Raw genomic sequence first — 26,504 nt, 5'->3', positions numbered from 1 at the left:
GGCTCGGCCCGCACGTGTATCGTGACAGATTTCCGCAAACCTCGCTAGGATTCGCTTCAGCCAGGGGTTGACACGCGATCAAACGGGTCCGGGCTCAAGGCTTGATTGCCATGCGTGCAAGTTGAATTCATAAAACTTGATGTGAATATACTATCGGTGGTATAATTCCCGTGGGAACATTGTGTGCCAAAAGCTCCGGATTTGTTGGAGGAAACGACCAATCGGGGAAATGTGAAAAATGTCTGGCATTAGCAACAGTGGCACGTCTGCCAATGAAGTGATTCAGGGAACCCGTCTGGACGACCTGCTTGCAGGAAACGCGGGAGACGACACGGTTCAGGGTCGTCGCGGCGATGATGTGCTGATCTATGACGTGACCGCCAACGCGGGCTCCACCGACACCTATGACGGTGGCCTCGGGTCCGACACCTTGCGCCTCCAGATGACCAGCGCCCATTGGAACGATCCCGCGGTGCAGCTGGAAATCGCCACCTACCTGGCCTTTATCGACACGAAGACGAATGGCGGCACACAGGAAGCGGCCAAGGAATTTTTCACTTTCCACAGTTTCGGCGATCAGACCCTCCGTGTGAACCGCATGGAAGCGCTGGAAATTTTCGTCGATGGCGTGCCCGTCTCGCCCCAGGATGATCCCGTCACCGCCGTGGATGATGCCGAGCAAGTGGACGAGGATGGCCCGGTGTTGACCGGCAATGTTCTGGACAATGACAGCGTGCCGGATCTGCTGGGCAGTGTGACGCTGGTTTCCGGCACCACGCTGGGTGCGCTGGTGCTGAACAGTGACGGCAGTTACAGCTACGCGTTGGACAACTCCAACCCGGCGGTGCAGGCGCTGGATGCGGGCGACACGCTGACCGACAGTTTCACCTATCTGGTGGCCGACGCCGACGGGGATACCGACTTTGCCACGGTAGACATCACGATCAACGGGGTAGACGACGGGGTTTCGGGGGTCATGGACTTCGAAGGCGGATATTCGATCCTCCGGGCCAATGACCTCGGCGGCTTCTCCTACTATATCGTCGACGGCGGGCTTCAGATACTCCCCGGCTTTGGCAGCTCTGGCTGGTCTACGCCGGCCGAAGGGGCCGGTGACGGGTATTATCGGACGGACGACAATGATGCGACAACCACCAATAGACTAGGCAGCGCCCGGATCGAAGGCGAAGGTGGTACCGGCACGTTTTCCCTGAAATCCCTTGAGATCGAGTCTTTCAAGGACGACGAAGGCGATGGCTGGTCGGTGACCTTCACGGGCTCCAACAACGCCACCCATACGGTCAGCGTCGCCGGAACCGGATCCCCCTCCAGCGGCACCTATGGCACGGTGGATTTCGGCACGCTCTTCACCGATGTGGACTGGGTGGACTGGGTGTTCAACGGTGATGTGAACGCGAACGGGTCCAACCTCCTGTTCAAGGACTACTTCCAGGTCGATGACATCGTGTTCCAGGACTTGCAGGGCACCACGCCCGACGACTTTTCCGGCGGGAATCCCGAAACAATGGAATTTGAAGCCGGCGCCGGCAACTATCTGGGCTCGGCCTACCAGGAAGACGGGTTCAATATCGCGGTTGTTGGTGCGGGCAGTCTCAATATCAACGACTGGGATGCAGGGGATACCGACATGGAGTTCCGCGCTCACGGTGGCGCACAATATGATCTGAACCGCACCGATGGGGGAAGTTTCGACCTGGAAACCCTGCTTCTTGTCCAGACGGCCAATGGGGCAACCTTCACCGCCTCCAACGGGGCCACCCACACGGTGGCGCCCGGAACCAGTGGGGTGATCACCTTCGACGACAGCTTCCACGGCATCACTTCCGTCTTGATGAGCAACTCCGGTCTCGACACCATCCTCGACGACATCACCTTCGCCAATATCGAAGTGGTCTAGGACCCAGAAAACGTGCGCCCCCGATCTCCGGGGGCGTCCGTGCCGATAGACAGGCGCGCTGCCGAAACGGCGCACAAGTCAGTCCAGCGCGGTCTGTTGCAGCAGTCGTCTCGGGCCAGGTTTTCGCGGGCCAGACGGCCACTCCTACGTGCGCAACCCGAAGAGGCTTTCCGCCAAAAGGGGGTTCGTCACTGGCCCGGGAAACGGCGAAGCCCGTTTGCCGAGAACGGGCAGGGTTCCGGCTCAATGGTTGCTCTGCAGACGGGATACCGTCGCCACGGGTCACTGTGACCAGTGGCGCGATCATTGCCTCTTCGGCTTCGTGGCGAACGGTTGAGCACGGACCCTTCGGGCCGGTTTTCCGATCCTGGACCCTCTGCCGCTACTGTGCAGAAAAGCCGCTGAAGGTGTGTTGAATCACAAGTCAGAACTATTCGAACAGTGTTCTGCTAATTCTCTCACCTTCTGTCATCTGGCTATGAAGATACTCGTTCCAGTAAGGCGTCCAACACACAAGAGCCTTCCCGGATCCTTCATACAATCTCAATCGCTCTTGACCGGATATGAAGTTTCGGGGAAAGCGCGCCGATCGCACCGACCTGAATCGCAATCCAGACGTTCTGCCCAAGACCAGGCGTCCCTGGACTTTGAGTTCCCCATCCTTCACGCAGACTTCTTCCACCGGCCCTGGCGCATTGATCGCGACTTTTCCTTTTCCGCTGACGGTTGTCTTCCACGCAAAGAAGCCATCTCCAGCCCAGAAGCTTGAGAAGAACGGGTCTCGGTGCAATCCCAAATCGACATTGGCCTCACTGGCCCAGTACTCTCCCGGTTCCAAAATCCACTTCTCGTCCCCTTGCAACTCAAACACATGGAAGCCGGCGAGAGAAGGTTGCAGCAGGACAGAGCCTGTCCCAGTGTAATAGGGCCGGACGCGCGACTCATGTGCAAAAAGGCTTCGAAGGATGTCCCGTAGTGCTGGCAGCCTTGGCGTGAATGTTATCGAGCCTGAGTAGTTGGACAATGCGCCACGCGCTGCGCGTATGGTCTCGTTCTGCAGATCGACCCGGATCTGACGCATTCCTTCAATATTGCGAACGTGAAAATCTGCCATGTCAGAAGCGCTCCCCATCCGGTTCATCCCAGATCATCGCCCTGGTCCACAAGGTTTCAAATGGCTGTGGCGGCAGCGCTGCTTCGCCTCGAAGTGGCCGATCAAGTGTTGTGATTACGAACAGGATAATCCCAAGAAACAATGCCGTGATGCTGCCAAGCAAGACATGTTGAAGAACGCGAATCCGCAAGATCGTCATGAACAATATGCTCACACCAGCACCGACAAGCACCGCTTGCCACAACACCGGCGGTATCGCCGTTCTAACGCCAGAGAGCCGACGTTGCCTTGCATCTGTAAAATCCTGAAACGACGAAATGACTTCCGCGTGAACAATCGTCTCTCCGTCCGTCTGCGGCTCGAACAAGGCCAACTTGTGTCGGACAGCTTCGACGCGGCCGTATCCTCCATTTAGAATTCGACCCTCCTTATGCGCCAACCATTCCTTGTGGATGGTGAACAGCGTGTAGTCGCGGATGTGCCATTTCACATCGCTCCGGAAAGGCTCCGGGTAGACATCCAACTGGGCGTAAAGAGAACCAAGCGACGTCGCCTCGTTCAGGATGCTTTCCTTGACCCGTTCGGAATTTTGAAAGGCCGCGACTGTCAAAAGGCCAAGCAACAAACCGTAAAACAGGCTGAAACCGGATGTCACATAGTTGATCGACGGATTGAAGTCCGGCCCCGTACCAAGTAAAAGTCGGAGCAATGGCTTTATGATGAACAAGCCAACTGCGACCGCCAGAAGTGAACCGACCACGAACCATATGGCAAGGGAGCGTGTCGGGATGTCGTATACAAACTCAGGCATGGTGGAATGGGTCTTCCATGTCAAAGGCAGCTTGATCGGGATCAGCACAATGAGACGCTATCTCCGTAGCACACTAGTCGCACTTCTTGTCTTTTGCCACCATGTCGCTGTCGCCGAACCGGTCAAACTGTTCAGCATCGGCTCCGGTGATATTTCAGGAAACTACTACCCGGTCGCTCAGGCCATCTGCAAAGCCTTCAACCGGGCGGACGATTCCCGCCGGCGGTGCAGTCCAGAACCGTCCCCTGGATCGATCTACAACTTGACTGCTCTCCAGGAAGGCGCCCTGGAGTTTGCAATCGTTCAGTCGGACTGGCTGAACGCTGCCTTTTTGGGAACCGCGCCATTCTCCCATGGACCTGCAATGACGGACCTGCGCGTCATCGCAGCGCTCTATTCAGAAACAATTACCGTTCTCGTTGCACCCGGCTCGGATATTTTCAGCGCGTTGGATATGTTGGGGAAGAAAGTGGATATCGGGCGTCCAGCCTCCGGTCGCAATGCCACGGTCAACCACTTGCTCGAATCGCTGGACTTCTCGCTTGGTGATTTCGGGTCGGTTCGGGAATTGCTCCCGGCCAACGCGATCGAAGAACTTTGCAAAGGCACAATTGATGCGGCCATCCTGGTTGTCGGTCACCCCAGTGCACTTGTTGCGGAGGCCGTGGAGCGGTGCGGCGTGAGATTTATTGAATTTGACGGCCCGCGTATACGAGAACTACTCGGTCGTAGCGACACTTACCGAAAGTCCTTTATTGATCTCGGTATGTACGGACTACCTGGAGAAGAAATACCAAGTTTGTCTGTCGTCGCCTCTCTGGTCACGCGAACAACCGTCGATGAGAAGCTCGTCGCCGATCTCTATGCGGCCATCCAACAAGCTGCACCCATGCTGGCCGAGGAGATACCAGTCTTGAGTGAACTGCAGAGTTTCCTCGTCTCGTCGACGCCCTTGGGCGTCCCTGCCCACGATGTTGTCGAAAGGGCGCCCTAGCAGGGTCTTCTCTTCTGGCCTGAACCGCGCCGGGTTTATCGGAGAGTAAAACACTCAATGGATGGTCCCTAGTGGAACGAGAGGGACTGTTGCATTGGTCCTTTCAAACTGAAGTCGGCTTTGTTAGACCTTTTGGATCAAGCGGCGGTTTTGAACAAGCTGTCGATGAACGCGATTTCGCCCCTGACGCCCGGTTGTTTGTAAAAGATGTGTCCACGTTTGATGGTCCCAATGGTTTCTATCCCGCTCAGGGTCGCCTTATCCGTTCGTAGGGAACGAAAGCTCTGGCGGTAACCTAGCAACCGTTTCATGGCGGCGTGATCTCTTTCGATCAGGTTGTATCGCCATTTCCGATCGATGTGCCGGACGCTGTCAACATGTGGATCATGTCGGTGATTGATCTCACGGATGACGCGCCGATAGGCCTGCGCCTTGTCCGTGCAGATCGTGACGGGGCGATGCAGGCGCACACACTTTATTGCCTTGTTCAGAAAGGGACTGTTGCGTTAATCCGTAGAGGTTGGCGGAGCGCCTCTATGGCTGTATTTTATGCGGCCAGGCCGAACATTTCGTGGACGAAGGCGATCTCGCCCTGGACGCCCGGTTTCATGTTGTCGATGTGGTGGTTTTTGATGGTCCGGATGGCTTCGATGGCGCGGAGTGTCGATTTGGCGGATCTCAGCGTACGGAAGCTTTGTCGATATCCAAGCAACCGCTTCAGCGCCGCATGATCACTTTCAATCCGGTTGTTTCTCCACTTCTTGTCGATATGGGTGATGCTGTCGAACTGGGGATCGTAACGTCGGTTCTCGTCCTGGATCACCTTTCGGTAGGTGGGCGCCTTGTCTGTGCATATCGTGACTGGGCGATGAAGCCTGACCTTCTCGATCGCCCTGCGCAGAAAGGCTTTCGCAGCTTTCGCATCGCGCCGGGCAGTGAGTCTGAAATCGATCATCTGTCCATGCCGATCAATTGCCCGCCAGAGGTAGCGCCACTTCCCGCCAACGCGGACATAGGTCTCGTCCACGTGCCAGTCCAGGCTGATCCACCGCCGCCGCTTGTCAGTCTCGTCAGCCAGCCGTGGTCCGAACTTCTGCACCCAGCGGTAGACCGTCGAGCGATCAACATTCACACCGCGTTCAGCCAGCAAATCCGCTGTGTCCTGGTAAGACAAGGGATAGCGTAGATACATGCGAACGGCACAGAGGATGACGCTCGCGGGGAAACGGTGGCGCTTGAACGGTTGCCGGCTGGACATGATCTACCTCGTGTTCTCCGCATGGTTAGAAAAAACAACGACTAACGCAACAGTCCCCCGCCGACGTCCTCCGGTGGACAGGCCCCTGCGGCCTTCAGAAGCCGCGGATAGGTCACGCCCTGGGTGGCCTCGCCCACCCGCTCGATCCGGATGCTGTGGTCCCAGTCATCACCGAAGTCGTAGACATACTGGATCGTCCTGGTGGCGGTCTGGTCGAGCAGCTTTTCCAAGGTCATTTTCTTCGCGTCCATGGGGCCGTCGTAGAACCCGTCCGGGTCGGGCATGCCCCAACCGGCATCCCCCACCCGGAACTCGTAGAGATGGGTGTCGGTCCAGCCCATGGCCGCTTGGATGACCTCATGCAGCCGGTCGAGCCTGATCTTCAGCGGCACCTCGATGTGGCGCATCGGCATTGGCTCGACGTCGTTCAGGATGATCCGGAGGCGGGCGATCAGGGTCATGCGGCGATCCCTTGCCGTGTCGGGGACCAATTCCAAGGCAGGAGATCCGGCACCCGGGAGGCTGTCGTGCCAGGCAGCCGGGCGAGGACGTCGCCGAGCCAGGCCTGAGGATCGACATCGTTCATCTTCGCGGTGACGATCAGCGAATACATGAAGGCGGCGCGGTCACCGCCGCGCTCGGAGCCGGCGAAGAGCCATGACTTTCGGCCAAGGGCCACACCGCGGAGTGCTCTCTCGGCCGCGTTGTTCGTCAAGCAGACCCGCCCATCCTCGAGGAAGCGCGTGAAGGCCTCCCATCGGTCTTTCTTGAACATGTAATTGATCGCCTTGGCGACAGGATTGTGCTTCGACATCGTGCCCTGCTCGGCGCGCAGCCAAGCGTGCAATGCCTCAACCAAGGGACAGGACAACCGGTGCCTGGCCTCGAGCCGGAACGTGGCATCAAGGCCGTTGATCTGGCGTTCGATGTCGAAGATCGCGTCGATCCTCGCCACCGCCTCCAGTGCGACAGGAGATATATCGTGGGCGGACTTGCCCTTGCGGACATTGCCCTTGATGTCGGCAAGCTCGAAGAACTTCCGCCGGGCATGGCTCCAGCAGAGCGCGCTTCCGGCCGGACCGGGATCACGGTCGCCGCGATAGAGGTCGTTGTAACCGCCATAGGCATCGGCTTGAAGGATGCCCCGCCACCCGGCGAGATGTCGGTTCGGGTGAGCCATCTCCCGATCGCGCGAGAAGTAGAACAGCGCGGCCGGCGGTGCACCGCCCGCGAAAGGCCGGTCGTCGCGGACATAGGTCCAGAGCCGCGCGGTCTTCGTACCGCCCCGGGCCAAGAGCGGCACCGTTGTGTCGTCGCCGTGCAGCCGCTCGGCGGCCAGGACATGGGCCCTGATCAGCGCATGGATCGGCTCCAGCGCCACGGTGCAGGCGCCGACCTGGTCAGCCAGGGTGGACAGGCTGACCTCGACACCTTCCTTGGCGTAGCGCTCGACTTGCCTGTTCAGCGGCTGATGCTGGCCGAACTTCTCGAACAGGATCATCGCAAGCAGGTTGGGCCCAGCCCAGCCACGGGGTGTGGGATGGAACGGCGCTGGCGGCTGGCTGATCTTCTCGCATGCCCGGCAGGTGAACTTCTCGCGGACCGTCTGGATCACCTTCCACTGCCGGGGAATGACCTCGAGCGTCTCGGTGATATCCTCGCCCATCTTCACGATGCGATCCGAGCCACAGCAGGAACAGGCCGTGGGCGCCGAAATCACCACGCGCTCGCGCGGCAGATGCTCCGGGAAGGGTTTGCGGGCCGGGCGGCGACGCTCGAACCCCGCGACGGACGTGGTCTTCACTACCTTCTCGGCGGCGATCTCGTCTTCAGTGGCTGCGGCCTCGAGTTCCTCGAGCTGCAATTCCATCTGGTCGATCAGGCGGGCGCGGCGCTCGGAGCTGTGGCCATATTGCTCGCGCCGGAGCTTGGCGATCTCGAGCCGGAGATGCTTGATCATCGCTTCCGAGGTCGAGACCACCGCCCGGGTCTGCGCCAGCTCGCTCTCTGCGGCCTCGGCACGGGCCTCCGAGGCCGCAAGCGCGGCGCGCAATCTGGCGATCTCGGAAGCGGCATCTGACATGGCCGAGACCTACCATGCAGGCATCGGAAAGCCCATAAAAATAAGGCCGGAGAAGCCAATTTATCCCGCCTTTGCAGGGCGTTGCGTCCAGCGCGGATTGCGCCAGTCGATCCCCTCCAGGAGATAGCCGAGCTGGGCTGCGGATATCTGCACCGCTTCACCACTTCCGCTGGTCGGCCAGATGAACTTCCCGGCCTCCAACCGCTTGGTATAAAGCGACATGCCGACCCCGTCGTGCCAAAGCAATTTTACCAGGTCGCCCTTGCGCCCGCGGAAGCAGAAAATCTCGCCCGCATGCGGATCACGTCCCAAACCCTGCTGCACCGTCAGCGCCAAGGTGTTCATCCCTCGCCGCATGTCGGTGACCCCACCGGCAATCCATACGCGCATCCCCGCCGGGAAGGCGATCATCGGCTTTCCAGGGCCGGCAGCAGCCGCGCCAAAACCTCTGGCTCCACCGACGAAGGGACGAGAAGCCGTCGCCCGTTCCTCAGCACGATCTCGAGCTGGACATCAGGCGTGGTGCGTGGCGCCTCCCGTGCGGTCGCGGGCACGGTCGCAGGTGCCATGGGCGGCGAAACAGCCAGCGGGATGAAGGAAGGCGGTGTCTCGGCGCCAAGTTCGCCAGCGCGATACTGGCGCCGCCATATCGTCAGCAGAGAGCGAGATACGCCATGCCGCCGCGCCGTGGCTGTCACCTGGCGATGCCCCAGGAAGCTCTCCTTCACGATCGCGATCTTGTCGCCATCGCTCCAGTGACGACGGCGCGGCGCGTCCGCGGCAGAGAGGACTTCAATCTCGGGTCTGAACTTATGGTCGGCCATAAGGTCGGACTTAGCACCGACGCTGAAACCCCGTCAGACGGCCTCCACCGGAGGGATACCCGAGGAACGCCGTCGAAAGCGGATTGGCCACCGCAGCCAAACCTGCAAACACCAGCAATCCACTCCCCAGGCCCAGCAAAATGCTGGACCGGATGACCGCGCTTTGCAGTGCGGGATCAGCCAGCGTTTCGGCCCGCGCCATGCGCACCATCGAGGCTTGAAGCAGCGCCATCGGGATTGCATAAGCCACGCCTGCGACCCGCAGTACCAGAACATGCGCAGCCGCATCGGTGGCTCCGAGCGTGGCAGCATATATTGTAGCGCCAAGGTAAACGCCGACCTCTGCAACGGCTGTGATGCCAATTGGCAGCCCCACCCGCATCACCGCAAATAGCTCGCTCCAATTGAAACGGATGGGGCTCGACGTCGTTGTCTTGATCCGGCCAATGATCGCCAGCACACCTAGAATGGCCGTTGCCACGAGAAGGGAGGAAACGCCTGCGCCGGTAACGCCCAGCCCGGGTATCGGACCGGCGCCCTTCATCAATACATAGTTGAATGCTGCGTTCAGGGGCAGCATGGCAAGCGTGACACAGAGGAAAACGCGAGGTCTTTCTGCTGCAGTCAGCATTGTCCGGTAAAGCACCACGCCCAACATTGGAAGGAGGGTCACCGCCATCGCCTGAGTATAGCCCCGGCCCTGCGCAAGGAGCGCGGGTTCGATCCCCATGGGGCGCAGCCAGTCCGGGGCGCTCCACACGATTGGCATGAGAAGTGCAGCGACAAGCACGACACTGACCCAGCCGATCCGTTGCAAGCGGAGCTGTGCAATTGCGTCGGCACGGACGACCGCGGCGGTGTAGAATGGAGCGAGACCGCTGATAATACCGACACCGAAATAGTAGAGGATCGAGTAAAGGTCGCTGCCCACGGCCACGGCTGCCAAAGCGTCAGCACCGAACATGCGCGCGACCATAGCCGCATCAGTTACACTCATACCCATCGAGACCAGCGCGATCGCCGCGATCGGAGCAGCGAGGCGAATGAGCGATCGCGATTCAGAAAATCTCGCGAATTTTTCGGCGCTATCGAGGTGCCGAGATGAGGTGTGCAAGGAATTCATGATGATACCACGGAATGGGCTGCAACCGTCCATTTTCAGGACGGCGCAAAGATGTTTGTGATGGCAGTCGGCGGGCAAGGACGCGCCGACTGCTATGTCTTCGGAAAACCAGGAGCCGTGTTTAGGACCGAGTGAGCGGGTCTCCCTCTGAGGACAGAGGTACCGTTCTATCGGTGTGACGGCTTGCCCTTCTTTCTGCGGCTAAGACGCATCCTGTTGCTGGCCAAGCTCGATCTGCAGACGCACACCGTAGCCGTCGGTCATGCCAAGCATCACTTGTCTGATCTCCGCAGGGGCGTCTGCATAATCGCCCGTGCCGCCAGTGACAGCACGCGTGACAGAGACATCGACATCTGCCAGTTCGGGACCGTGAGTGATCAAGAGATCACCGTCATTGAACTGGATGATCTGGCGTGTGATGACGATTGTGCCGGTTTCAGTGCGCATACCATCGCCCACCAGGTAGCCATCGCAGGTCCAGATGCCGATCACCTTGTCGGGAAAGGCCGGGCTGCCGTCAGCCAAGGTACCTTCGACGCCGCCATCCAGCGTACCTGCGGGATAGACGTAACCCTGGGTGATGAAGGGGTTGCCGTAGGCAGGCATCCCGTCGTCGAACACCGGGGCTTCGGCGAAGGTAAAACGGCTGATGTCCTCGGCCACGTCAAAGGATGTCAGCATGCCGTCCGCTTGCACCGAGAATGCAGTCGAGGCCAGTGCCGCGGCCAGGGTGAATTGGAGAGGTTTCATTGGGTATTCCTTTCTTTTCGGGTCATGTTTGGGTTTGCGGTTGTACCGTTTCGGCACGTCGCTAGGTGGCGGTCCGCGTGAGGCGCGGGCCGGAAACTTGTGGAAACGCCGCTTGGAAGAGGCGGCTAGTAGAGGTAGGCGCTGGGACTGTACCGTGGCGTGATCAGCTCTTCGTGACCGATGTCACGCAGAGGGAGATCTGGAAGTTCGGATATACCTCTGATGAATCTGCGGTGCTGTTGATGGGCCCAGATACTTCCGGTCCAGTGGCGCAAGGCCATCAGAAAAGGCGCGGACGCTTGAATTCAATGTCAGTTCCATGGTCGGTCCCTTGACGTGTGGCTGGCGCAGCGATGCCCCCGGGGGGGACGTTGGTCAGTCGCGCAGTCTTGCTCTGTGCTTCGAAGCTGTGGGCAAGCGCGGCACTAGCATCGGCACGCGGAGGCGGTAGGCTGCGTAGTCATCGCCAAATTCGCGAAGCAGCGCGCGTTCTTCGAACCGTAGGCCGATCAGGATGTAAGCGAGCATGACGCCAGCAAAGAGCAGACCCCCGCCGGTCATCTCGGGCACCGAAAAGACAGCGAGCAGGATCCCAAGCTGCAATGGGTGGCGCACAATCCTGTAGGGCAATGGCGTGCGAAATCGTGCAGCGGAGACGGAGGTGCCATTCATATTGCTCCAGGCCTGCCGCAGTCCGGTGAATTCGAAATGGTCGAGTGCGAAGGTCGAGATGGTAATCAGCACCAACCCGGCGACGAAACCGGACAGCAGCACGACTTTGGCAAGGCCATCGGCGCTCCAGATCACATGCGGAATCGATTGCCAGAACAGCATGATCACCGCCAACAGTGCCGAGGATTGCAGCACATACGTGGCACGCTCCGCTGCTTCTGGAATGATCTTTGTCCATTGCCGTTTGAACGCCGGACGCGCCATCACGCTGTGCACAAAGCCAAAAAGCGAGATCAGAAGGATGTTGATCGCGACTGCCTGAGACAGAGGTGTGCCGGCATTTGCGGTGCGGATCGAGCCGACATCGAGCAGAAATGCCACGAGCCAAAGGAAGACGGCCAGGAAGGCGGCATAGGACACAATCGCGTAGACCATGATGGCGATGCGGGACATTCTTTCTCCTTTCTTCATAATTTCAATGCCTTGAGCCTGGAGTTCCGGCAAACGCCAATCGCGCAATCGGGATGTCAGTTGCGCCGGTGGGAAACCCAATTGAGTCAATGCATGGGTGTCCAAAGTCCTGGTGAGCACCCTGGACTTGTTGCGAGCTGTCTAGTTTCCATGAGTTCGGCTGAGCGAGGCACGAAGCAGTTGGATCTTTGCGTTGCTCCCTCCATCAGTCGGCATGCAGGGCGTCGCAGATCTTTGCGACGTGCCGATGATCGGTCCCACAACAACCGCCAAAGACGTTCAGCCTGGGCAAGAAACGCGTGATTTCCGAATACTGCTGTGCAAGTTCGCCCGGGTTGCCGTCATCCAGTTCTTCGCAACAGTCGAGTTCCGCATGAGACATGCGCGACGCATTGCAACGCAACCCCTGGATGCGGTTCACCCACTCTCCACGTTGCTGCAAGATGCCGGTGAAATGGTCCGGGTGTGCGCAATTGATCATGTAGTAGGCGGGCTTGTGGAAACAGCTCGCATCGACCTCTGCAATGGCATGCCCCAGCGTCTCGCCGGTGGGCAGATGCCCATCAGTTTCCAGTGTAAAGCTGATTGCACAGGGCAGGCCGCGTTCTCCAGCCGCACGCGCAATGCCGATCGCTTCCGGTGTGTTGGTCATGGTGAGTGCTGACACCATATCCACGCCATTGTCGGCGAATACACCAACCTGAAAAGCATGGTAGTCCTCGGCGTCGCTTGCGGTCATGATAGTTGACGGGTCATAACCATCACCGCGCGGACCGATCACACCATTGACAACGACGTTTTCGCCTTCACCGAATTCCCGGCGAAGCTCCTGGGCAAATGCCACGGCCTCGCGGTTGATCTCGACGTGATCGCCTTTGTCATAGCCAAGCAAATCGAGCCAGTCGGGGCTGGACCGCCACGTGTTGGTGTCGAGGATGAACCCAGCACCATGTTGGCGGGCGGTCTCCATGAAAGGTGCAATATACTCCTTCATCGCTGCACGGCCATCTACGCTGCGCAGCATCGGGAAGAATGCGAAATGGGGCATATCATAGCCCTTGTGGAACAGCATTGATGTTTCAAAGCCGGCGTCCGTCACGAATTTCTGGTCAGTCTGGTGGGGCAGGGTGTGGATTTTCGATTTGGTCATTTTTAAGTCTCCGGTCTAAGTCTGCTGAGGCTTTTCTGACGTCTGACCGTGTGCAACAGCGTTGTAACGAGCGTTGGAATTGACTAGAATTTTCGTTGTAATTTAAGGTTTTCAAAAAATGATCCCTCTTTTGCGCATGTCTTTATTGGGCGAATTGACGGTTGCTGCCGACAGCGGGGAGATCGCGTTACCGGCGTCTCGAAAGACGCGTGCGTTACTCGGATATCTGGCAGCGAATGGACGACCGATCCGTCGGGAACGTCTTTGCGAGTTGTTTTGGGACCTGCCGGACGATCCGCGTGCGTCTCTTCGCTGGGCGCTGAGCAAGATCCGCAAAGTTGTCGATCGTGACGGCGTCAGGCGCATTATCGCAGATCGGGAGCGGGTTACGCTGGACCTGGACGATCTGCACGTCGAGTTGCGACACATCTGGGTCAGATTGAATGATGACCCACCGTTTATTCCACCCTCCGAACTTCGGAACATGGCCGAATTATTGGAACGTCCTTTTCTTGAGGGTCTGGACAGTGCGGGCTCTGAGGTTTTCCAGCAGTGGATTGTCTCAGAGCGCGAAAATGTTCGGTTGATGCAGCTTAATGTTCTGCGGCGTTTGGCCTTGCATCCAGAGCTTTCCCCGGAAGAGCGCGCCATGTGGGCCCGTCGGTGGCAAGAAGAAACACCGGTTGAAAAAGAAGCTGCGCGTAGCCTGATACGGGCATTGGCGATGTCCGGTCGGCTTGACGAAGCACGCAAGTCTGAAGCCGACTTTCATAGAGCTGCCAGAGAGGCGGGGTTACCGTCGATCGGATCGCTTCTGCCCGATATACAAGAACTTCCAAACGAGGTGCTTGGTCATGAACGCCCGGTTGAGACAACGCCTCGTCGCATGTTGCGCAAGCAGAAGATCGGTTTCTGTCGGGCCCGTGATGGGGCGCGAATTGCCTATGCAACCGTCGGTGACGGTCCACCACTGGTTAAAGCAGCCAATTGGCTAAACCACCTTGAGCTTGATTGGGGCAGCCCGATCTGGGGTCCCACATTCGCGGCATGCGCGTACGAGCGAACCTTTGTGCGGTATGATGAGCGTGGTAACGGCCTTTCAGATTGGAACGTGAATGACATCAGCTTTGAAGCCTTTGTGCGTGATCTGGAAACCGTCGTTGATGCGCTTGGACTTGAACGGTTTCCGCTTTTGGGCATCTCGCAGGGATGCGCGGTTTCGATCGAATACGCCGTACGCCATCCCGAACGGGTTTCAGGACTGATCCTGATTGGTGGATACGCAACCGGATGGCGCATTGGCGCCAGCGCTGAGGAACAAGCGCGTCGTGAAGCGGTTTTGACGCTCACGCAACACGGGTGGGGGACCTCAAATCCTGCCTACCGGCATATTTTTTCGCAAACGTTCATGCCTGATTCAAAACCGGAAGATCTGGCATGGTTTGACGAGTTCCAACGCCAGACAACCTCACCTGATAATGCCGTTCGTTTTCAGGAAGCCTTCGGGCACATTGATGTGCGTGAAAGTCTTGCGAAAGTACGTGCCCCAACAATTGTTTTCCACGCCCGCGAGGATCAGAGAATTTCCATAGATCAGGGGCGTGAACTTGCCATCGCCATTCCCGGCGCTGAATTCGTTCCTTTGGAAAGCAAGAACCACATTCTGTTGGGGCATGAACCGGCGTGGTTGCGATGCGTTGAGGAAACCGTGGGCTTTTTAGGGAAGCACGGGATATGAATTGGATCTATCTGTCGGTAAAGCACCATCGTCCAAAGACGATCGCGGGGCGGCCCGGACATTACCGTACCGGCAAGCCGATCGCAATGAGATGACATCAGGAACCATAGACTATGCCCAACGTCTGAAATAAGACGACATCCGCTATGCGGCTGATCGGCTTGCGCGAGCTGCCAGGACAGCTCCAAACGTGATAAGCACACTTGCCACAAGCAACGCCCACGTCATGTCGGCGATACCGGCGACCACGAGCACGAATGTCGAAAGCAATGGGGCGGCGTAGGATGCGACGCCTAACAATTGAATGTCGCCCTGTTTCACACCCACATCCCATACGAAAAATGCAAGTCCAACAGGACCGACGCCCAAACCAATAACGGCAAGCCAGGCGGTTATCCCAATCGGTCGGAATGTCGTCTCCAGACCAATATGGGCGATGCCAGACAAGAGTGATGTTGCCAGGCAGAATACCGCAACGCTTGATGTCGGTGTCTGACCCAGCCTGCGAGACAGGACAGAATAGCCTGACCACGTGACAGCACACAAAAGGGCTAACCCGTATCCCAGTCCCGCGCTCGCTTCGAAGCGTGTTGCGCCTTGGGTTACAATGACTGCGGCCCCCGCAAAACCAATCAAACCACCAACAATGTGCCCTGATTTGAGTCGCTCGCCGGGTAGAAGGCCCGACAGCAAGACGATCAGGAGGGGCCAAAGATAGGCAATCAGCCCCGCTTCTGCGGCCGGAGCGAGCCGCAATGCCGAGAAGTAGAAGAAATGATAGCCAAACAGCCCGGCTGTCCCAAAGGCATAGATCTTCCAGCTCACGCCCCCGAGTGACTTGACCTCGCCCGTGACGATAACCCAGCAAAGGCCAAGCACGCCACCAACAGCAAATGACATGGAGGTCAGTTGAAAGGGTGGAATCGGCACTGTCTTGACCGTGAGAAGCGCCAGCAGTGCCCACATCAGCACAGCTCCAAACCCCAATATTGTTGCTCGTGCTTTTGTCATATCGCTTGTCACAGTTTCCCAGTTGCGGGGTCGGTTTTTTCCGGTGCCAAACCAACCTCCGCGGATGCGTGTCATTGATGTGAATATGCGCAGGTCCTAAACCGTCGGGGCGATATTCTGATTGAAGCGGAACCGGTTCTGCGGATCGTACCTGGTTTTTATCTCGACAAGCCGTTCATAGTTCGCACCGAAAGTTGCCCGCGTTAGTGCCGCGTTGTCTTCACCAAGTCCCGGAAAATTCAGGTAGGCCCGCCCACGGTGGCCAAAGCGTTCGCTATTGGACCAGCCTTCGCGTGACCAGGCGATGTTTGCATCATCGTCACCGGGGTCGGTCCAGACGCCATCCAGTGAATACATCCATCCCATCGACCTGTCGCCAAAGGCAGTGGCGTCCGCCGTAACTTTCGCGGTTGCTCCGCCAAAATTCCAGAGTGATGACAGCGAATTATCCGACGGCGCTGCCAAGGCGTTGGCCATGGCAAGATCAATCATCTCATCAGAAAGGTCCGTCAGATAACGGGCCTTCCAGTAGCAGCGAAACTCTCCGGCAGGCATGAGCGTGTCAAACAGTTGCTGCACGTCGCAATAGTTCATCCGCCCGGAAAAATCGGTGACGATATTTCCAAGCTCGCTGAGCGGCTTGAGAAGCGCCTCGCCCTCGGCCGGATCACCGTTGTAAATGCAGGCCAAGGTGTAGACCCGCTTGCCCCAATGCTCCTCGGGGAAATCTTCGCCACCTGCGGTGGAAAACTCACATAGCGAGCCGACGAAATCGCCGTGCGTGTCCAGAAAGTCACGCCAGGCCCGAATGGGCTCGGGGCCGTCTTCAACGGCATAGATCGGGGCTGCGAACATGACTTCCGGACCGATGGGATGAAGTGCGAATTCGAACCCGACCACGACACCGAAATTGCCACCCCCACCTTGCAGGGCCCAGAGCAGTTCGGGGTTTTCCTCTGCACTTGTGTGGATCAGTGTCCCGTCAGCAGTGACAACGTCCGCGGCCACAAGATTGTCGATCGCCAAACCATGCTGGGCACGCAGCCACCCGATACCGCCTGACAGCGTCAATCCGGCGACACCAGTATCGGAGATCAACCCACCTGGTGTTGCCAGCCCATGAGCCTGCGTTGCAGCGTCCACATCGCGCCAAAGCGCGCCGCCCTGCACCTTCGCCACCCGTGCCGAGGCATCAACCGTCACGCCGCGCATGAGCGAGAGGTCGATCATCACGCCGCCATCACAGACTGCATGACCCGCAACATTGTGACCACCACCGCGAATGGCAATGGGCAGGTCACGGGCGGCCGCGAGCCTGACTGCGGTTTGCACATCGCCGACAGTTCTGCATTGAGCGATCAGCGCAGGGTGGCGATCTATCATCGCATTCCATACACCGCGCGCCGCATCAAATCGGGCATCTTCCGGGTCGATCATCTCGCCATGAAAATCCAGCAAGAGCGTATCTGGCGTGTTTGTGAAATCTTCCATTGTGGGCATCCTTTTTCCAAACTCGCGGTCACGCTATCCCAACACGCAAATCCAGCAGAGTGGCATTGAGGCCAGGTGCGAGGCATACTGGACACACGGCCACGGCAAATTGGCCAATACCGTGCCGAATTGGACAAGGAGCAGTCATGACCCAACCTGCAAAGCCCCAGATCGTGCTGCTCGCCGCCCCGGAATCATCAGCGTCGGTTCTCTATGGGTTGTTTGATATCCTGCATTCCGCAGGCGCAGTTCGCTGTGACATGATACCCGGATCGCCGGGTGACGCGTTGTTGGACATCAAGATCGCGTCGGCAGACGGGGAACCATTTCATTGCATCGGCAACATCCCGGTTGAACCGCATATGTCAGTCGACAATCAGGCGACACCGGATGCCGTTGTCGTCTGCGACATGTATACGTCGATCTACGATGTACCGAAGGACCGATACCCCCGGGAAAGTGCCTGGTTGCGAAAGATGCACGCGGATGGGGCCATGCTTACATCGGTCTGTTCCGGATCGCTGCTTCTTGCGGAAGCGGGGCTGTTGGACGGGAAAGAGGCGACAGCGCATTGGGCGTATCGTGACATGTTTCAGCGCCATTTCCCGGAAGTCGCTTTTTGCAGTGAGTCCATCATGTGTCTGAAGGCCGAAGCAGACCGCATTGTGACAGTTGGCGGGGTCACCGCGTGGCATGATTTGGCGATCTACCTGATCGCCAGGTTCTGCGGATACCGGCAAGCGATCGAAACCGCGAAGGTCTTTCTGATCAGCGGCCACTCTGACGGCCAGTCGCCTTATTCGGTCATGACCCGTCCAATGGAAATCTCGGATGCGCAGATTTCTGACTGCCAGGTTTGGATCGCTGACAATTACGCCGTCCCCAAGCCTGTCGAACAGATGGTTGCGCGATCCGGCCTGAATCCTCGCACGTTTTCTCGACGGTTCCGGTCGGCAACCGGCTTTGCACCCTTAGATTACGTGCAGTCGCTCAGGATCGAAGAAGCCAAGCAGATGCTTGAAACAGATGTGCATTCGATAGACGATGTCGGTAGTTCAGTCGGCTATGAAGACCCCGCTTCGTTCCGCCGGGTATTCAAACGCGGCGTCGGCCTTTCACCCGCGGCCTATCGAAAGAAATTCCAACGCATCTCGCAAATTGCCAAGCCTATTGCAGCAGAATGACGTCAAGGTCTTCACAAAGCGGATATTGGCGCACGCGCAGCGATTTCACACTCGGTCCGCATCGCGATCCTTGAGACAAGGCGCACCGAATGTCCGAAGGCGACTTCCGCTTTTCTTGATGTCTCGCCTTCAACGACCGGATGTCTTGGGGGGGTCCCGTTTCCTCCGACACTTGCCCCTGAGAAACGTTTCTCCCCATCCGGCTGCGTCCGGATTTTATCTTTGCGTAAAGGGGTTATACGGGTCGGGTCGTTCACCGTCACCCGAGATGAACGATCTGAATAAGTCTGAGGTACTCCCCAATCGTTGGACAGGATCTGGCGCGAGCCGGACGAAGTGTTGGGAGTCCGGCGCGGGAGCATGGGCCCTGCGCAGCCACGATTCATGGCTGGGTCAAGCGGGCCGGTGCTGATGGCGGCGAAAGTGATGATCGTCTGACCAGTGTAGAGTTGGATGAATTGCGGGCCCTTCGCACAGAAGTCCGGCAACTTCGGCAGGAACGGGACATACTGTCAAAGGCCGCGACTTGGCTTGAAAAAACGACGTGACATTGCGGAAGTATTCAAATGCATGACCGCGAACCAAGCCGAGTATTCGATCCAGTTGATGTCGCGCTCTTTGGGTGTTCCCGCAGCGGTTTCCATGCCCAAGACAGCAGGCCATCCAGCCCCCGGCAGGTTGCTGATGACGCGCTGACCGATCGGATCGCCAACAACCACGAGGCATCGAAGTCAACCTATGGTGCGCCGCGCATCCACGCTGAACTGGCTGAAGAAAGCATCCACGTTGGTCGCAAGAGCATTGAACGGATGATGAACGCCAAGGACTTGAGAGGTGTCAGCCGCCGCAAGTACGTCGTCACGACAGAACGTGACCCACGTGCCCGGCCAGCCAGGGACCTTGTAGATCGGAACTTCTATGCAGAAGACCCTAGTGTATTGCTGGTTGCAGACATCACCTACGTGCCGACCCAGCCGGGCTTTCTGTATCTTGCAGTTGTCCTGGACGCCTTCAGTCGCCGCATCATCAGTTGAGCCATGTGCAATGATCAGAAAGGTCAGCTCGTCATCGACGCAATGAACATGGCGGTGGCGCAACGCAAACCTGATACCGTCATTCATCATAGCGACCAGGGCTCGCAGTCCACATCGGTGGCCTTTGGTCTGCGATAAAAAAATGATGGGCGTGCGCCCGTCGATGGGGTCGGTTGGCAATTTCTATGACAACGCCGTGTTCGAGAGCTTCTCCGCCACGCTCCAATGCGAGTTGCTCGACCGGCGGAAGTTCAAGACCAAGGCCCAGGCGCGTGTTGCGTGCTTCCCGTTCATCGAAAACCGATACAACCCCTCGCGCAGGCATTCGGCTTTGGGCTGCAAGTCGTCGATCAACTACAAAAGGACAGCCGCTGAAGGGCTGGAGTGTCTAAGCCAATAACCGTCCATCAAACCGGGGGAAATCCAGATCCAAAACAAACGTCTGCCGCGCGCGGCGAGCTGTGCTTCGTGGGCCTTCAACTCTTCGATTGCGGCGGTCACGCGCAGCTTTGTTTGTGGGCTCATATGGGCCCGACCATTCAAAAACGCGATCGAGTGTAGCAGTGGCCAAATTTACCTGCCGAATAATTTCCTTTTTGGGAAGGCGGTGTGTCACTTGGTGTTTTTTCTCGCCCAAAGCAATGCCTCCGCCTCTATGGTGTCCAGGAAAAGGGAGGAGCCGCCATGAGAGATATCGTCGAGAACACCGTAGCCTACTACGATCCCGATACCTGCGATCTGAAAAAGTTCACGGCGATCATCAATCAAACCACACGCCGCGAGCAGGTTCCGCAGGCGGCTGCAATCAAACACAATATCCCGATCTACGACATGGCGAACCTGCGTTCGGCTCTTGAGGATGATCGGGTCCGCCAAGGGATCATGGCGGAATGGGCGCAAGTGCTGCGCACTGGTGCAGGGGTTGTGGTCTTGAAAGGGGCCTTTTGCGATACAGCCGTTCTGGATGCGGCGACCACCATTTACGAAGGCATCATCGCGGAAGAAAAGCAGCGCACCGGAGGTGGCGCAGATCATTTCGCCGCCTCAGGTGCAAACGATCGCTTGTGGAACTCGCTGCAGAAGCTCTGCGAAGCCTCGCCCGAGGTCTTTCTGAATTATTTCGCCAATACCGACATCGCAACAATCTGCGAAGCATGGCTGGGGCCGAACTACCAGATGACGGCACAGGTGAACCTCGTGCATCCTGGCGGCGCGGCACAGCAAGCACATCGCGATTATCATCTGGGGTTTCAAACCGCCGAAGTGAGCGCGTCCTACCCAGCCCACGTCCATGACGTCTCGCCTATCCTCACACTTCAGGGGGCCGTCGCGCACTGCGACATGCCACTGGAGAGCGGCCCGACCAAGTTGCTCCCGTTCTCGCAAGCCTACCGGCCAGGCTACGCGGCGTGGCGTCGGGACGACTTCCGGGCGCTTTTCGAAGAGCGTCATGTACAGCTACCGCTTTTGAAGGGCGATGCCGTATTCTTCAATCCAGCCCTGTTCCACGCCGCCGGCGCTAACACGAGCCGTGACATTCATCGCCTCGCCAACCTGTTGCAAGTATCGTCGGCATTCGGTCGCGCAATGGAGACGATTGATCGCGACAAGATGTGCAAACTGGTTTACCCGCATGCACTTCGAGCCATGCACGAAGACAGGCTTGGTGCCGCTGAATTGTCCGCGGCAATCGCTGCGGCCGCCGAAGGGTACTCGTTCCCGACGAACCTTGATCGTGACCCGCCAACAAATGGACTTGCTCCGGAAACCCAAGCTGCCTTCTTCAGGCGTGCAATGTCAGAAGGCATTGATGAACGTGCCTTCGCCGAACGGCTCGATCAAATGAGTAAAGCGCGCGCAGCCTAAACCAAGGCGCTATGGAAGAGGACTTCGAAGCGTCGTTGATTCTACAATCAACATTCGCACTCTTCGGGCTCCAGTGCGGTCCTCGAGAAAAGCGCGATATCTGGCCAGACAGGTCCAACTGGTTCTGAAAGGACGGCCGAAATCTGACATACGCCCATGCTCTTGTCGCTGTGGTGCGGCTTCACAAAACCGGCCATTCCTGCATATTACAGCATTTTTATCGAGCGAGTGTCCGCACCGCGGGACAATGCCGTCACTCATTGAATCTACTTGAACCAGCGTGAAGGGTGAACTGCCGACATTCGACCTGCGTCGGAAAACGGCGGCTGCTCGCTCGACATCGTGTGGTTCAAGAAGCGGTCAAACCAGTTTTCGAGGGCAGTTCAGCCACCCGGCGTATACCAGATTGGTGAACTGTATGCCCTTTCCTGAATTGTCGGGGGGACGTCATCTGGCAGCGCCACACCAAAGATCTTGTGGTCAATCGTGGTCCAGCGCGGCGTCGGGATCTCAAGCACTCGGACGTAATAGAAGGCCCGATGGGCAGGCTCAAACTCGGGATCGGTCCAGAAAGCTTGCAGGAAGGGCGCACCGATGCTGTTGCTGTAGGTCGCCTCTGTGATATCCACGGTGTTGCCAACTGCCGGTACCTTGCCGTCTTTGCCGGGAACGCGATCGCCTGACCAGGCAATATCGTAGACTTTCTCAGCCAGCGTCCCATCGGCATTGAGCCAGCCTTTGACCATCTGCACCCGGTCAAGGTTTGCACCATCGACATCTCGCAACGCACGAACAAGAAAACTCGGAGCCTGCCCTTGCGACGGCAGGTTCAGATCCGCCCCCATCGGAACACCATTGGCATAGCCATAGGCGGCAAAATCCGACTTGTTCAGATCGTTCGGGGAAAAGCCGTACCCCCCGAACAGGCGCACCCGCATCCGCGTTCCTGTGGTCGCGAACACTTCCTTGCGAGCGAATGCATCCCAGATGTCTTCGCGGGTGTTTTCGCGCGCCCACACGGCCGCAAGACCGGCGGCGGCGGTTCTGCGCGAACGTATTCTCTGGTCTTCCGACCGGTCTTCTGGCACGCGGCCTATGATGACTTCTTCGAAGCGGATCTGGTCGGCAGTCGGTTCAAGCAACGCCACTTTCCCGAACCAATTGTCCTCGGTCGTCGTTGCAAGTCCGGTATGGGCGTCCGTCGATCCGATCAGGCCGAACTTGAAGGGGTTCGCGCCAAGTTGCGCCTCATAGGCCAGGCCACGTTTCAGCGCCTCGCGGGCGTATTCTCTGGGCAACATGTCTGCCGTGTGAGGCTCGGGCCCAAAGCTGCCTTTGTCCCAGATTTCGTAGTTGGCAAACTCGTCATTCGTCGCAAGTGCCGGGTGGGTTTCACTGGTGCCCTTGGGTTGTGTAACCTCGTAGATCGGCTCCCATCTGGCGCGGCGCTCGGCGTAATCTGGGCTGAAGGCTTCCTTGGTGGTCAACGTGACATCATCAAACATCAGGCCGTTGGAAAGGTTGCCATTATGCGGGATGGCCAGCATCTTGCCGCCGGTCAGGGCCTCGTAGTTTTCCATCCAGGCCCAAAGCTCTTCCGGATCGCCCGTATCGTAGTAGGAAATCGGCACGATCTGATCGGCAAAGTCCTTGCCATCGCGAAACAGGATGTTCCTGTGCAAGTTGTTTCCGTCTGGTGCGGACGTCCATTCAAAGCCGATGATCGCCGAAAAACGGCCCGGTTCGTTGAATTTCTCCGCGGCTTCGGTCAGCTGGTTCCAGGCCGTCTTTGCCATGGTCGTGTCACTGGCAAAGGGGTCATCAAGGGCTTGCATTTTTGCCATCCACTCGTTGAACGCAGACGGGCTGTCCCCCAATTTCACAAGATCATGGACCTTCTTGCCCCAGGGGTTTGCAAGCACTGTTGGATCCGAGGACGCAATCAACGGTGCCAGACCAAGGTTTTCCGCATGATCGGCGATAACCAGAAAGTCCAACGGGCGTTCCAGCCTGACAGGCAATCCATGGTTCGAAGTGATTTCTTCTCCTAGGGCAAAACGATAGGCTTCTTCGGGCCCGACAATCGCACCGACCATGCCGGCATCGGCCGAGTATGAGGTATGCAGATGCGTATCGCCGTAAAACACCTGATTGGGAAAAGTCTCTTTCGGATAGGGGGAATACTGCACCTGAGCATCCGACGGGGGCGGTGCATCCTGTGCTGCCAGGGTATACGGGAGCGCGGCTCCCAAAATGGTCGAAAGCCCGAGAGCCAGTGTTGAATTCTTCATTTGATTTTCTTTCCCAAGCGAACTTCGGTGACAATCAACAAAAACGACTGAACTGAACTTTTCCCGCCATTCTGGAATACGGCAAATTCGGAGTCAAACCTTCCAGCCGGGAATGCCCGAAAACCGGCTCTCGTGTCGAATGCCACGCTTTGTACGAAAGTCGCAGAAGGGCTGGTAGCCACTTGCGGTCGTGCAGCAAAGACTCTGGATTCAACTAAATCTGAATGTCTGTTTCCGCCCAACTGGATTGCGCGCTTCGCTCCTGCAGAGAAAGTCTGGAGGCGGCCAATTTGGTTGATTCATGCTCCACAACACCGTCCATACGGTGCAGAGCGAAGCGATAGTCGCTTCCGACGCAAACCAGCCGTTTAGGAGGCTTAGCGGTGCCGCGGTGCGGCCCGCCCAACCGGTCATTCGCGGCGCCATCATAAGGGTGGAGATCGGGAATGACGGAAGGGCGGAGCTAGCCGCCGTTCGCCGCCTTTCTGGGGTTGTCCGAGACTGCGCAATCCGGACGTCCGCCGGTTACCGCGCTTTGCAGTTGCGGCGTTGCTTTTGAACGCGCGAACGGCCCAAAAACAGACCTCAATTCAATTCGCAACGAACCATAGTTTGACGACGCAAGAAGACGACATTCAAACCCCGCCGCACCTTCTCGAAAACAATGTAGAATCTGCGGAGTGTCACGCCGCGCCGGTAGTTTCGGTGCTTGACCCATAAATCAGCGTGCCGTCCTCAAGGTCGGCGCAAGGGATCTCGTCTCGCTCTCGGTAGTAGTCCTGGCTGAAGGTCCAATGTGTCCGGTCGCCCTGCTTGGGCAGAATATCCGCGCTACGTAGAATGTATCCTGCGTGGAAGTTCTATGGGTCAATGAAGGGGAGCGCAGGCATGTTGGCATCGGAGGCGCGAAGTCTCGGGGTGACGACGACATTGCCGCTTGCGTCCTTGCGCTCGAGCAGACGGCAGACAAATTCAGAGATCATGTCAGCGCGGAGTGTCCAGGACGACCGCAGATAGCCCATGACCCATGCGAGATTGGGCATGCTAGAGAACATAATTCCGCGGTGCGCCCAAGTCCCGGACCAGTCAACCGGGATACTATCTACTGAAAAGGTGATGTCGCGGATCTCGGCCACGATCACCGCATCTGCGGGCCTGCCGAGGGGTTCGGCATAGAAACTTGATCGCGCCACGCCCATCAGTGCACATCCCCGTTGGATCGAGCGGTTGGCGGGCCGACGGTCACGGATGTAGGCACGCGTCTCGGCGAGGGTCTGGAGCGTTGGCCCCCTTTGGAAACTCTATCTCGAGCGCCGGCCTCCCGACGAGCCGCTCAAGGGCTGCGATCCACCCTTCGTCGTCTGCGAGCAACTCGGCAGCGGCCGCGTCTTCATCCAATGCACCTGCCTCCGCCTTTTCGATCCGGATGCGGATCAGGTTTCTCGAAAGGTCGTGACGGCGGCCCAGTGCCTGCAAGGTCTCGCCGGCATGATACTCGGCGACCCCCCCCATGGCGCTTGAACCCGGTGCCATGGCTGCGATGGCGTCGTGGCATGGACTTTCTTCCTTCAAAAGCCCGCGTCCGGTCAATTCAACTCACTCAATCTGTCCACCCCGAGGGGCGCACTCCAGGTCGCGCTCCTGCCAACCCGAGTTCAATCGACCTGTTCGAAGGCCGGGAAGGTCCAGCTCCCGTCGAGGATCTCCGCGCGTGGCTCATAAAGGCGGATGGAGTGGTTCCAGTTGGGCGTGATGGGAATGCAGTTGACCCGGCCATCCTCGCAGCCGCCGAAATGCAACGTGTAGGATCCATCGTCATTCGGAGTGGCGCTGACGTTGTTGTAGCTGTTCACGCCAAGATCGTTCGGTTCCAGATAACCGTCGGCATTGTAGACCGTCACAGACCAGAACGCGTTCACAGGCACGTCTTTGACCGTCACGGCATGCAGGACTTCCCCGTCATTGGAACGCACACTGTCGACGATGTAGCTTGCAGCGGATCGCGGAAGGCCGCCCCATCCTGCGGCGGCACCGACAATGTGGTCTACCGGGCGCGTCTGTTCCTTGGTTCCAAATGCAAAACTTGTGTCAAATCCAAGAGCAGCAATGTCGCTCAGCGCTTTGCGCGCCACTGCAAGGTCGTCCAGATTCCAGTCAGGCGCCTCGTACGGGCCTTTGCCGCCACCGCTCAGCACAATCGCATCCTGCGCGGCATGGGCCTTGGCAAGATCGTCAGCATCTGTGACGTCCACGAAGGTGCGGAAAGACACCAGGGCGAATTGAGTGCCGAGCCCCTCCTGGGTCAACATGTATGTCCCGGGCTTGGCCTCGGCGAACATAAAGTGATCCTGGCTGACCACATGCATCGACTGATAGCGCCCTCCGATTTCGGGCAGGGTGATCTCAACTGGCTGGGACAGGTCCAGAACCAACCCCGAATAGAGCGTATCCTGATTCATGCGGATCGTTGGCTGGTTGTCCGGCGAGATGGGGTCGCGCAAGTGTTTCAACTCTCCAAGCCCGAAGTCGAAGGCGTCCATGTTGGCCCGGATATTGTAGTCAGACTCCGCACGGACGAAGTTATCAACAGTTACTCTTTCGGCCATGGCCAAGGTCGGGGCGCACACCGCGAGGGTCAGCAGCAGTTTCATCGTTTTTCCTTTGTCGATAGGGTCCATTCACGGGGCAGGCGGCAGGGAAGACCCAACCGCCGCCAAGAAA

22 protein-coding genes and 1 pseudogene are annotated in these 26,504 nt (G+C 58.1%); 6 read left to right on the top strand and 17 right to left on the bottom strand.

Annotated features, from left to right (window positions below; genetic code table 11):
* The first annotated feature begins 238 nt into the window (after positions 1-238).
* Positions 239-1,918: a VCBS domain-containing protein gene (locus H8B03_RS06160; protein WP_193140863.1), complete on the top strand. Its 1,680-nt coding sequence runs from the start codon at positions 239-241 to the stop codon at positions 1,916-1,918.
* Between the two features lie 430 nt (positions 1,919-2,348).
* On the opposite strand, the gene H8B03_RS06155 is transcribed toward H8B03_RS06160, so the two are convergent.
* Positions 2,349-3,032, bottom strand: a complete 684-nt coding sequence (locus tag H8B03_RS06155; RefSeq protein WP_193140862.1) for an AIM24 family protein — start codon at positions 3,030-3,032, stop codon at positions 2,349-2,351.
* A 1-nt stretch (position 3,033) separates the two neighbouring features.
* The gene (locus tag H8B03_RS06150) at positions 3,034-3,891 is read right to left on the bottom strand and encodes a DUF4239 domain-containing protein (RefSeq protein ID WP_193140861.1); all 858 of its coding nucleotides are present in this window, start codon (positions 3,889-3,891) and stop codon (positions 3,034-3,036) included.
* Between the two features lies 1 nt (position 3,892).
* Here H8B03_RS06150 and H8B03_RS06145 point away from each other — a divergent pair, with 1 nt between their 5' ends.
* Positions 3,893-4,837, top strand: coding sequence for a TAXI family TRAP transporter solute-binding subunit (locus tag H8B03_RS06145; protein WP_193140860.1), 945 nt, complete (start codon positions 3,893-3,895; stop codon positions 4,835-4,837).
* 137 nt (positions 4,838-4,974) lie between these two features.
* Here the strand turns inward: H8B03_RS06145 and H8B03_RS06140 are convergent, their stop codons facing one another.
* The 10 genes from H8B03_RS06140 to H8B03_RS06095 all read right to left on the bottom strand — a co-directional run bounded on the left by H8B03_RS06140 (position 4,975) and on the right by H8B03_RS06095 (position 13,168).
* Entirely contained in the window at positions 4,975-5,328 is a 354-nt protein-coding gene (locus H8B03_RS06140) for a transposase (RefSeq protein ID WP_226925778.1), read from the bottom strand.
* Positions 5,329-5,384: 56 nt separating this feature from the next.
* A complete protein-coding gene (locus H8B03_RS06135; RefSeq protein ID WP_193140859.1) occupies positions 5,385-6,095 on the bottom strand; it encodes an IS6 family transposase in 711 nt (236 codons plus the stop codon).
* Between the two features lie 41 nt (positions 6,096-6,136).
* The gene (locus H8B03_RS06130) at positions 6,137-6,556 is read right to left on the bottom strand and encodes a plasmid pRiA4b ORF-3 family protein (protein WP_193140858.1); all 420 of its coding nucleotides are present in this window, start codon (positions 6,554-6,556) and stop codon (positions 6,137-6,139) included.
* Entirely contained in the window at positions 6,553-8,178 is a 1,626-nt protein-coding gene (gene tnpC / locus H8B03_RS06125; RefSeq protein ID WP_193140857.1) for an IS66 family transposase, read from the bottom strand. Before tnpC ends, H8B03_RS06130 begins: the two co-directional genes overlap by 4 nt.
* Positions 8,179-8,238: 60 nt before the next feature.
* On the bottom strand, positions 8,239-8,589 hold the full coding sequence (tnpB, locus tag H8B03_RS06120) for an IS66 family insertion sequence element accessory protein TnpB (RefSeq protein WP_193140856.1): 351 nt from the start codon (positions 8,587-8,589) through the stop codon (positions 8,239-8,241).
* Positions 8,586-9,002, bottom strand: a complete 417-nt coding sequence (tnpA, locus tag H8B03_RS06115; RefSeq protein ID WP_193140855.1) for an IS66-like element accessory protein TnpA — start codon at positions 9,000-9,002, stop codon at positions 8,586-8,588. The genes tnpB and tnpA overlap by 4 nt, the downstream gene beginning before the upstream one ends.
* 10 nt (positions 9,003-9,012) lie before the next feature.
* Positions 9,013-10,203 (bottom strand): MATE family efflux transporter, encoded by a 1,191-nt coding sequence (locus H8B03_RS06110; RefSeq protein WP_193140854.1) that lies wholly within the window; start codon positions 10,201-10,203, stop codon positions 9,013-9,015.
* Positions 10,204-10,326: 123 nt separating this feature from the next.
* Positions 10,327-10,875: a hypothetical protein gene (locus H8B03_RS06105; protein ID WP_193140853.1), complete on the bottom strand. Its 549-nt coding sequence runs from the start codon at positions 10,873-10,875 to the stop codon at positions 10,327-10,329.
* Positions 10,876-11,250: 375 nt separating this feature from the next.
* A complete protein-coding gene (locus H8B03_RS06100; protein ID WP_193140852.1) occupies positions 11,251-12,000 on the bottom strand; it encodes an isoprenylcysteine carboxylmethyltransferase family protein in 750 nt (249 codons plus the stop codon).
* Positions 12,001-12,223: 223 nt separating this feature from the next.
* Positions 12,224-13,168, bottom strand: coding sequence for a homocysteine S-methyltransferase family protein (locus H8B03_RS06095; RefSeq protein WP_193140851.1), 945 nt, complete (start codon positions 13,166-13,168; stop codon positions 12,224-12,226).
* A gap of 118 nt (positions 13,169-13,286) precedes the next feature.
* On the opposite strand from H8B03_RS06095, the gene H8B03_RS06090 reads away from it, so the two are divergent.
* Positions 13,287-14,906, top strand: a complete 1,620-nt coding sequence (locus tag H8B03_RS06090; RefSeq protein ID WP_193140850.1) for an alpha/beta hydrolase — start codon at positions 13,287-13,289, stop codon at positions 14,904-14,906.
* 144 nt (positions 14,907-15,050) lie between these two features.
* On the opposite strand, the gene H8B03_RS06085 is transcribed toward H8B03_RS06090, so the two are convergent.
* Together H8B03_RS06085 and H8B03_RS06080 are read right to left on the bottom strand one after the other, a co-directional pair.
* Positions 15,051-15,917: a DMT family transporter gene (locus H8B03_RS06085; protein WP_193141212.1), complete on the bottom strand. Its 867-nt coding sequence runs from the start codon at positions 15,915-15,917 to the stop codon at positions 15,051-15,053.
* 96 nt (positions 15,918-16,013) lie between these two features.
* Complete coding sequence (locus tag H8B03_RS06080; protein WP_226925745.1) at positions 16,014-17,408, bottom strand: FAD-binding oxidoreductase; 1,395 nt, start codon at positions 17,406-17,408, stop codon at positions 16,014-16,016.
* A 146-nt stretch (positions 17,409-17,554) separates the two neighbouring features.
* Between H8B03_RS06080 and H8B03_RS06075 the strand changes: the two genes are divergently transcribed.
* The 3 genes and pseudogenes from H8B03_RS06075 to H8B03_RS06065 all read left to right on the top strand — a co-directional run bounded on the left by H8B03_RS06075 (position 17,555) and on the right by H8B03_RS06065 (position 21,492).
* Positions 17,555-18,592 (top strand): GlxA family transcriptional regulator, encoded by a 1,038-nt coding sequence (locus H8B03_RS06075; RefSeq protein ID WP_193140848.1) that lies wholly within the window; start codon positions 17,555-17,557, stop codon positions 18,590-18,592.
* 281 nt (positions 18,593-18,873) lie between these two features.
* Positions 18,874-20,026: pseudogene (locus H8B03_RS06070) on the top strand (IS3 family transposase).
* A gap of 284 nt (positions 20,027-20,310) precedes the next feature.
* Positions 20,311-21,492, top strand: coding sequence for a phytanoyl-CoA dioxygenase family protein (locus H8B03_RS06065; RefSeq protein WP_193140847.1), 1,182 nt, complete (start codon positions 20,311-20,313; stop codon positions 21,490-21,492).
* 383 nt (positions 21,493-21,875) lie between these two features.
* On the opposite strand, the gene H8B03_RS06060 is transcribed toward H8B03_RS06065, so the two are convergent.
* From H8B03_RS06060 to H8B03_RS06050, 3 genes are all read right to left on the bottom strand, one after another.
* Positions 21,876-23,783: a DUF3604 domain-containing protein gene (locus H8B03_RS06060; RefSeq protein ID WP_193140846.1), complete on the bottom strand. Its 1,908-nt coding sequence runs from the start codon at positions 23,781-23,783 to the stop codon at positions 21,876-21,878.
* 860 nt (positions 23,784-24,643) lie between these two features.
* The gene (locus H8B03_RS06055; protein WP_193140845.1) at positions 24,644-24,982 is read right to left on the bottom strand and encodes a hypothetical protein; all 339 of its coding nucleotides are present in this window, start codon (positions 24,980-24,982) and stop codon (positions 24,644-24,646) included.
* Positions 24,983-25,438: 456 nt separating this feature from the next.
* Positions 25,439-26,434, bottom strand: coding sequence for a DUF1214 domain-containing protein (locus H8B03_RS06050; protein WP_193140844.1), 996 nt, complete (start codon positions 26,432-26,434; stop codon positions 25,439-25,441).
* Between the last annotated feature and the right edge of the window lie 70 nt (positions 26,435-26,504).

It is taken from the genome of Meridianimarinicoccus sp. MJW13 (assembly GCF_014901205.1).
GTDB lineage: Bacteria > Pseudomonadota > Alphaproteobacteria > Rhodobacterales > Rhodobacteraceae > Meridianimarinicoccus.
Note: the sequence above shows the minus strand (reverse complement) of the source record. Positions and strands in the feature narration are given on the sequence as shown.

Coding starts and splice junctions, on each gene's coding strand:
- H8B03_RS06160 (WP_193140863.1), top strand. CDS start 239: ATGTCTGGCATTAGCAACAGTGGCACGTCTGCCAATGAAGTGATTCAG.
- H8B03_RS06155 (WP_193140862.1), bottom strand. CDS start 3,032: ATGGCAGATTTTCACGTTCGCAATATTGAAGGAATGCGTCAGATCCGG.
- H8B03_RS06145 (WP_193140860.1), top strand. CDS start 3,893: ATGAGACGCTATCTCCGTAGCACACTAGTCGCACTTCTTGTCTTTTGC.
- H8B03_RS06135 (WP_193140859.1), bottom strand. CDS start 6,095: ATGTCCAGCCGGCAACCGTTCAAGCGCCACCGTTTCCCCGCGAGCGTC.
- H8B03_RS06130 (WP_193140858.1), bottom strand. CDS start 6,556: ATGACCCTGATCGCCCGCCTCCGGATCATCCTGAACGACGTCGAGCCA.
- tnpC (WP_193140857.1), bottom strand. CDS start 8,178: ATGTCAGATGCCGCTTCCGAGATCGCCAGATTGCGCGCCGCGCTTGCG.
- tnpB (WP_193140856.1), bottom strand. CDS start 8,589: ATGATCGCCTTCCCGGCGGGGATGCGCGTATGGATTGCCGGTGGGGTC.
- tnpA (WP_193140855.1), bottom strand. CDS start 9,002: ATGGCCGACCATAAGTTCAGACCCGAGATTGAAGTCCTCTCTGCCGCG.
- H8B03_RS06105 (WP_193140853.1), bottom strand. CDS start 10,875: ATGAAACCTCTCCAATTCACCCTGGCCGCGGCACTGGCCTCGACTGCA.
- H8B03_RS06100 (WP_193140852.1), bottom strand. CDS start 12,000: ATGTCCCGCATCGCCATCATGGTCTACGCGATTGTGTCCTATGCCGCC.
- H8B03_RS06095 (WP_193140851.1), bottom strand. CDS start 13,168: ATGACCAAATCGAAAATCCACACCCTGCCCCACCAGACTGACCAGAAA.
- H8B03_RS06090 (WP_193140850.1), top strand. CDS start 13,287: ATGATCCCTCTTTTGCGCATGTCTTTATTGGGCGAATTGACGGTTGCT.
- H8B03_RS06085 (WP_193141212.1), bottom strand. CDS start 15,917: ATGACAAAAGCACGAGCAACAATATTGGGGTTTGGAGCTGTGCTGATG.
- H8B03_RS06080 (WP_226925745.1), bottom strand. CDS start 17,408: ATGGAAGATTTCACAAACACGCCAGATACGCTCTTGCTGGATTTTCAT.
- H8B03_RS06075 (WP_193140848.1), top strand. CDS start 17,555: ATGACCCAACCTGCAAAGCCCCAGATCGTGCTGCTCGCCGCCCCGGAA.
- H8B03_RS06065 (WP_193140847.1), top strand. CDS start 20,311: ATGAGAGATATCGTCGAGAACACCGTAGCCTACTACGATCCCGATACC.
- H8B03_RS06060 (WP_193140846.1), bottom strand. CDS start 23,783: ATGAAGAATTCAACACTGGCTCTCGGGCTTTCGACCATTTTGGGAGCC.
- H8B03_RS06055 (WP_193140845.1), bottom strand. CDS start 24,982: ATGGGCGTGGCGCGATCAAGTTTCTATGCCGAACCCCTCGGCAGGCCC.
- H8B03_RS06050 (WP_193140844.1), bottom strand. CDS start 26,434: ATGAAACTGCTGCTGACCCTCGCGGTGTGCGCCCCGACCTTGGCCATG.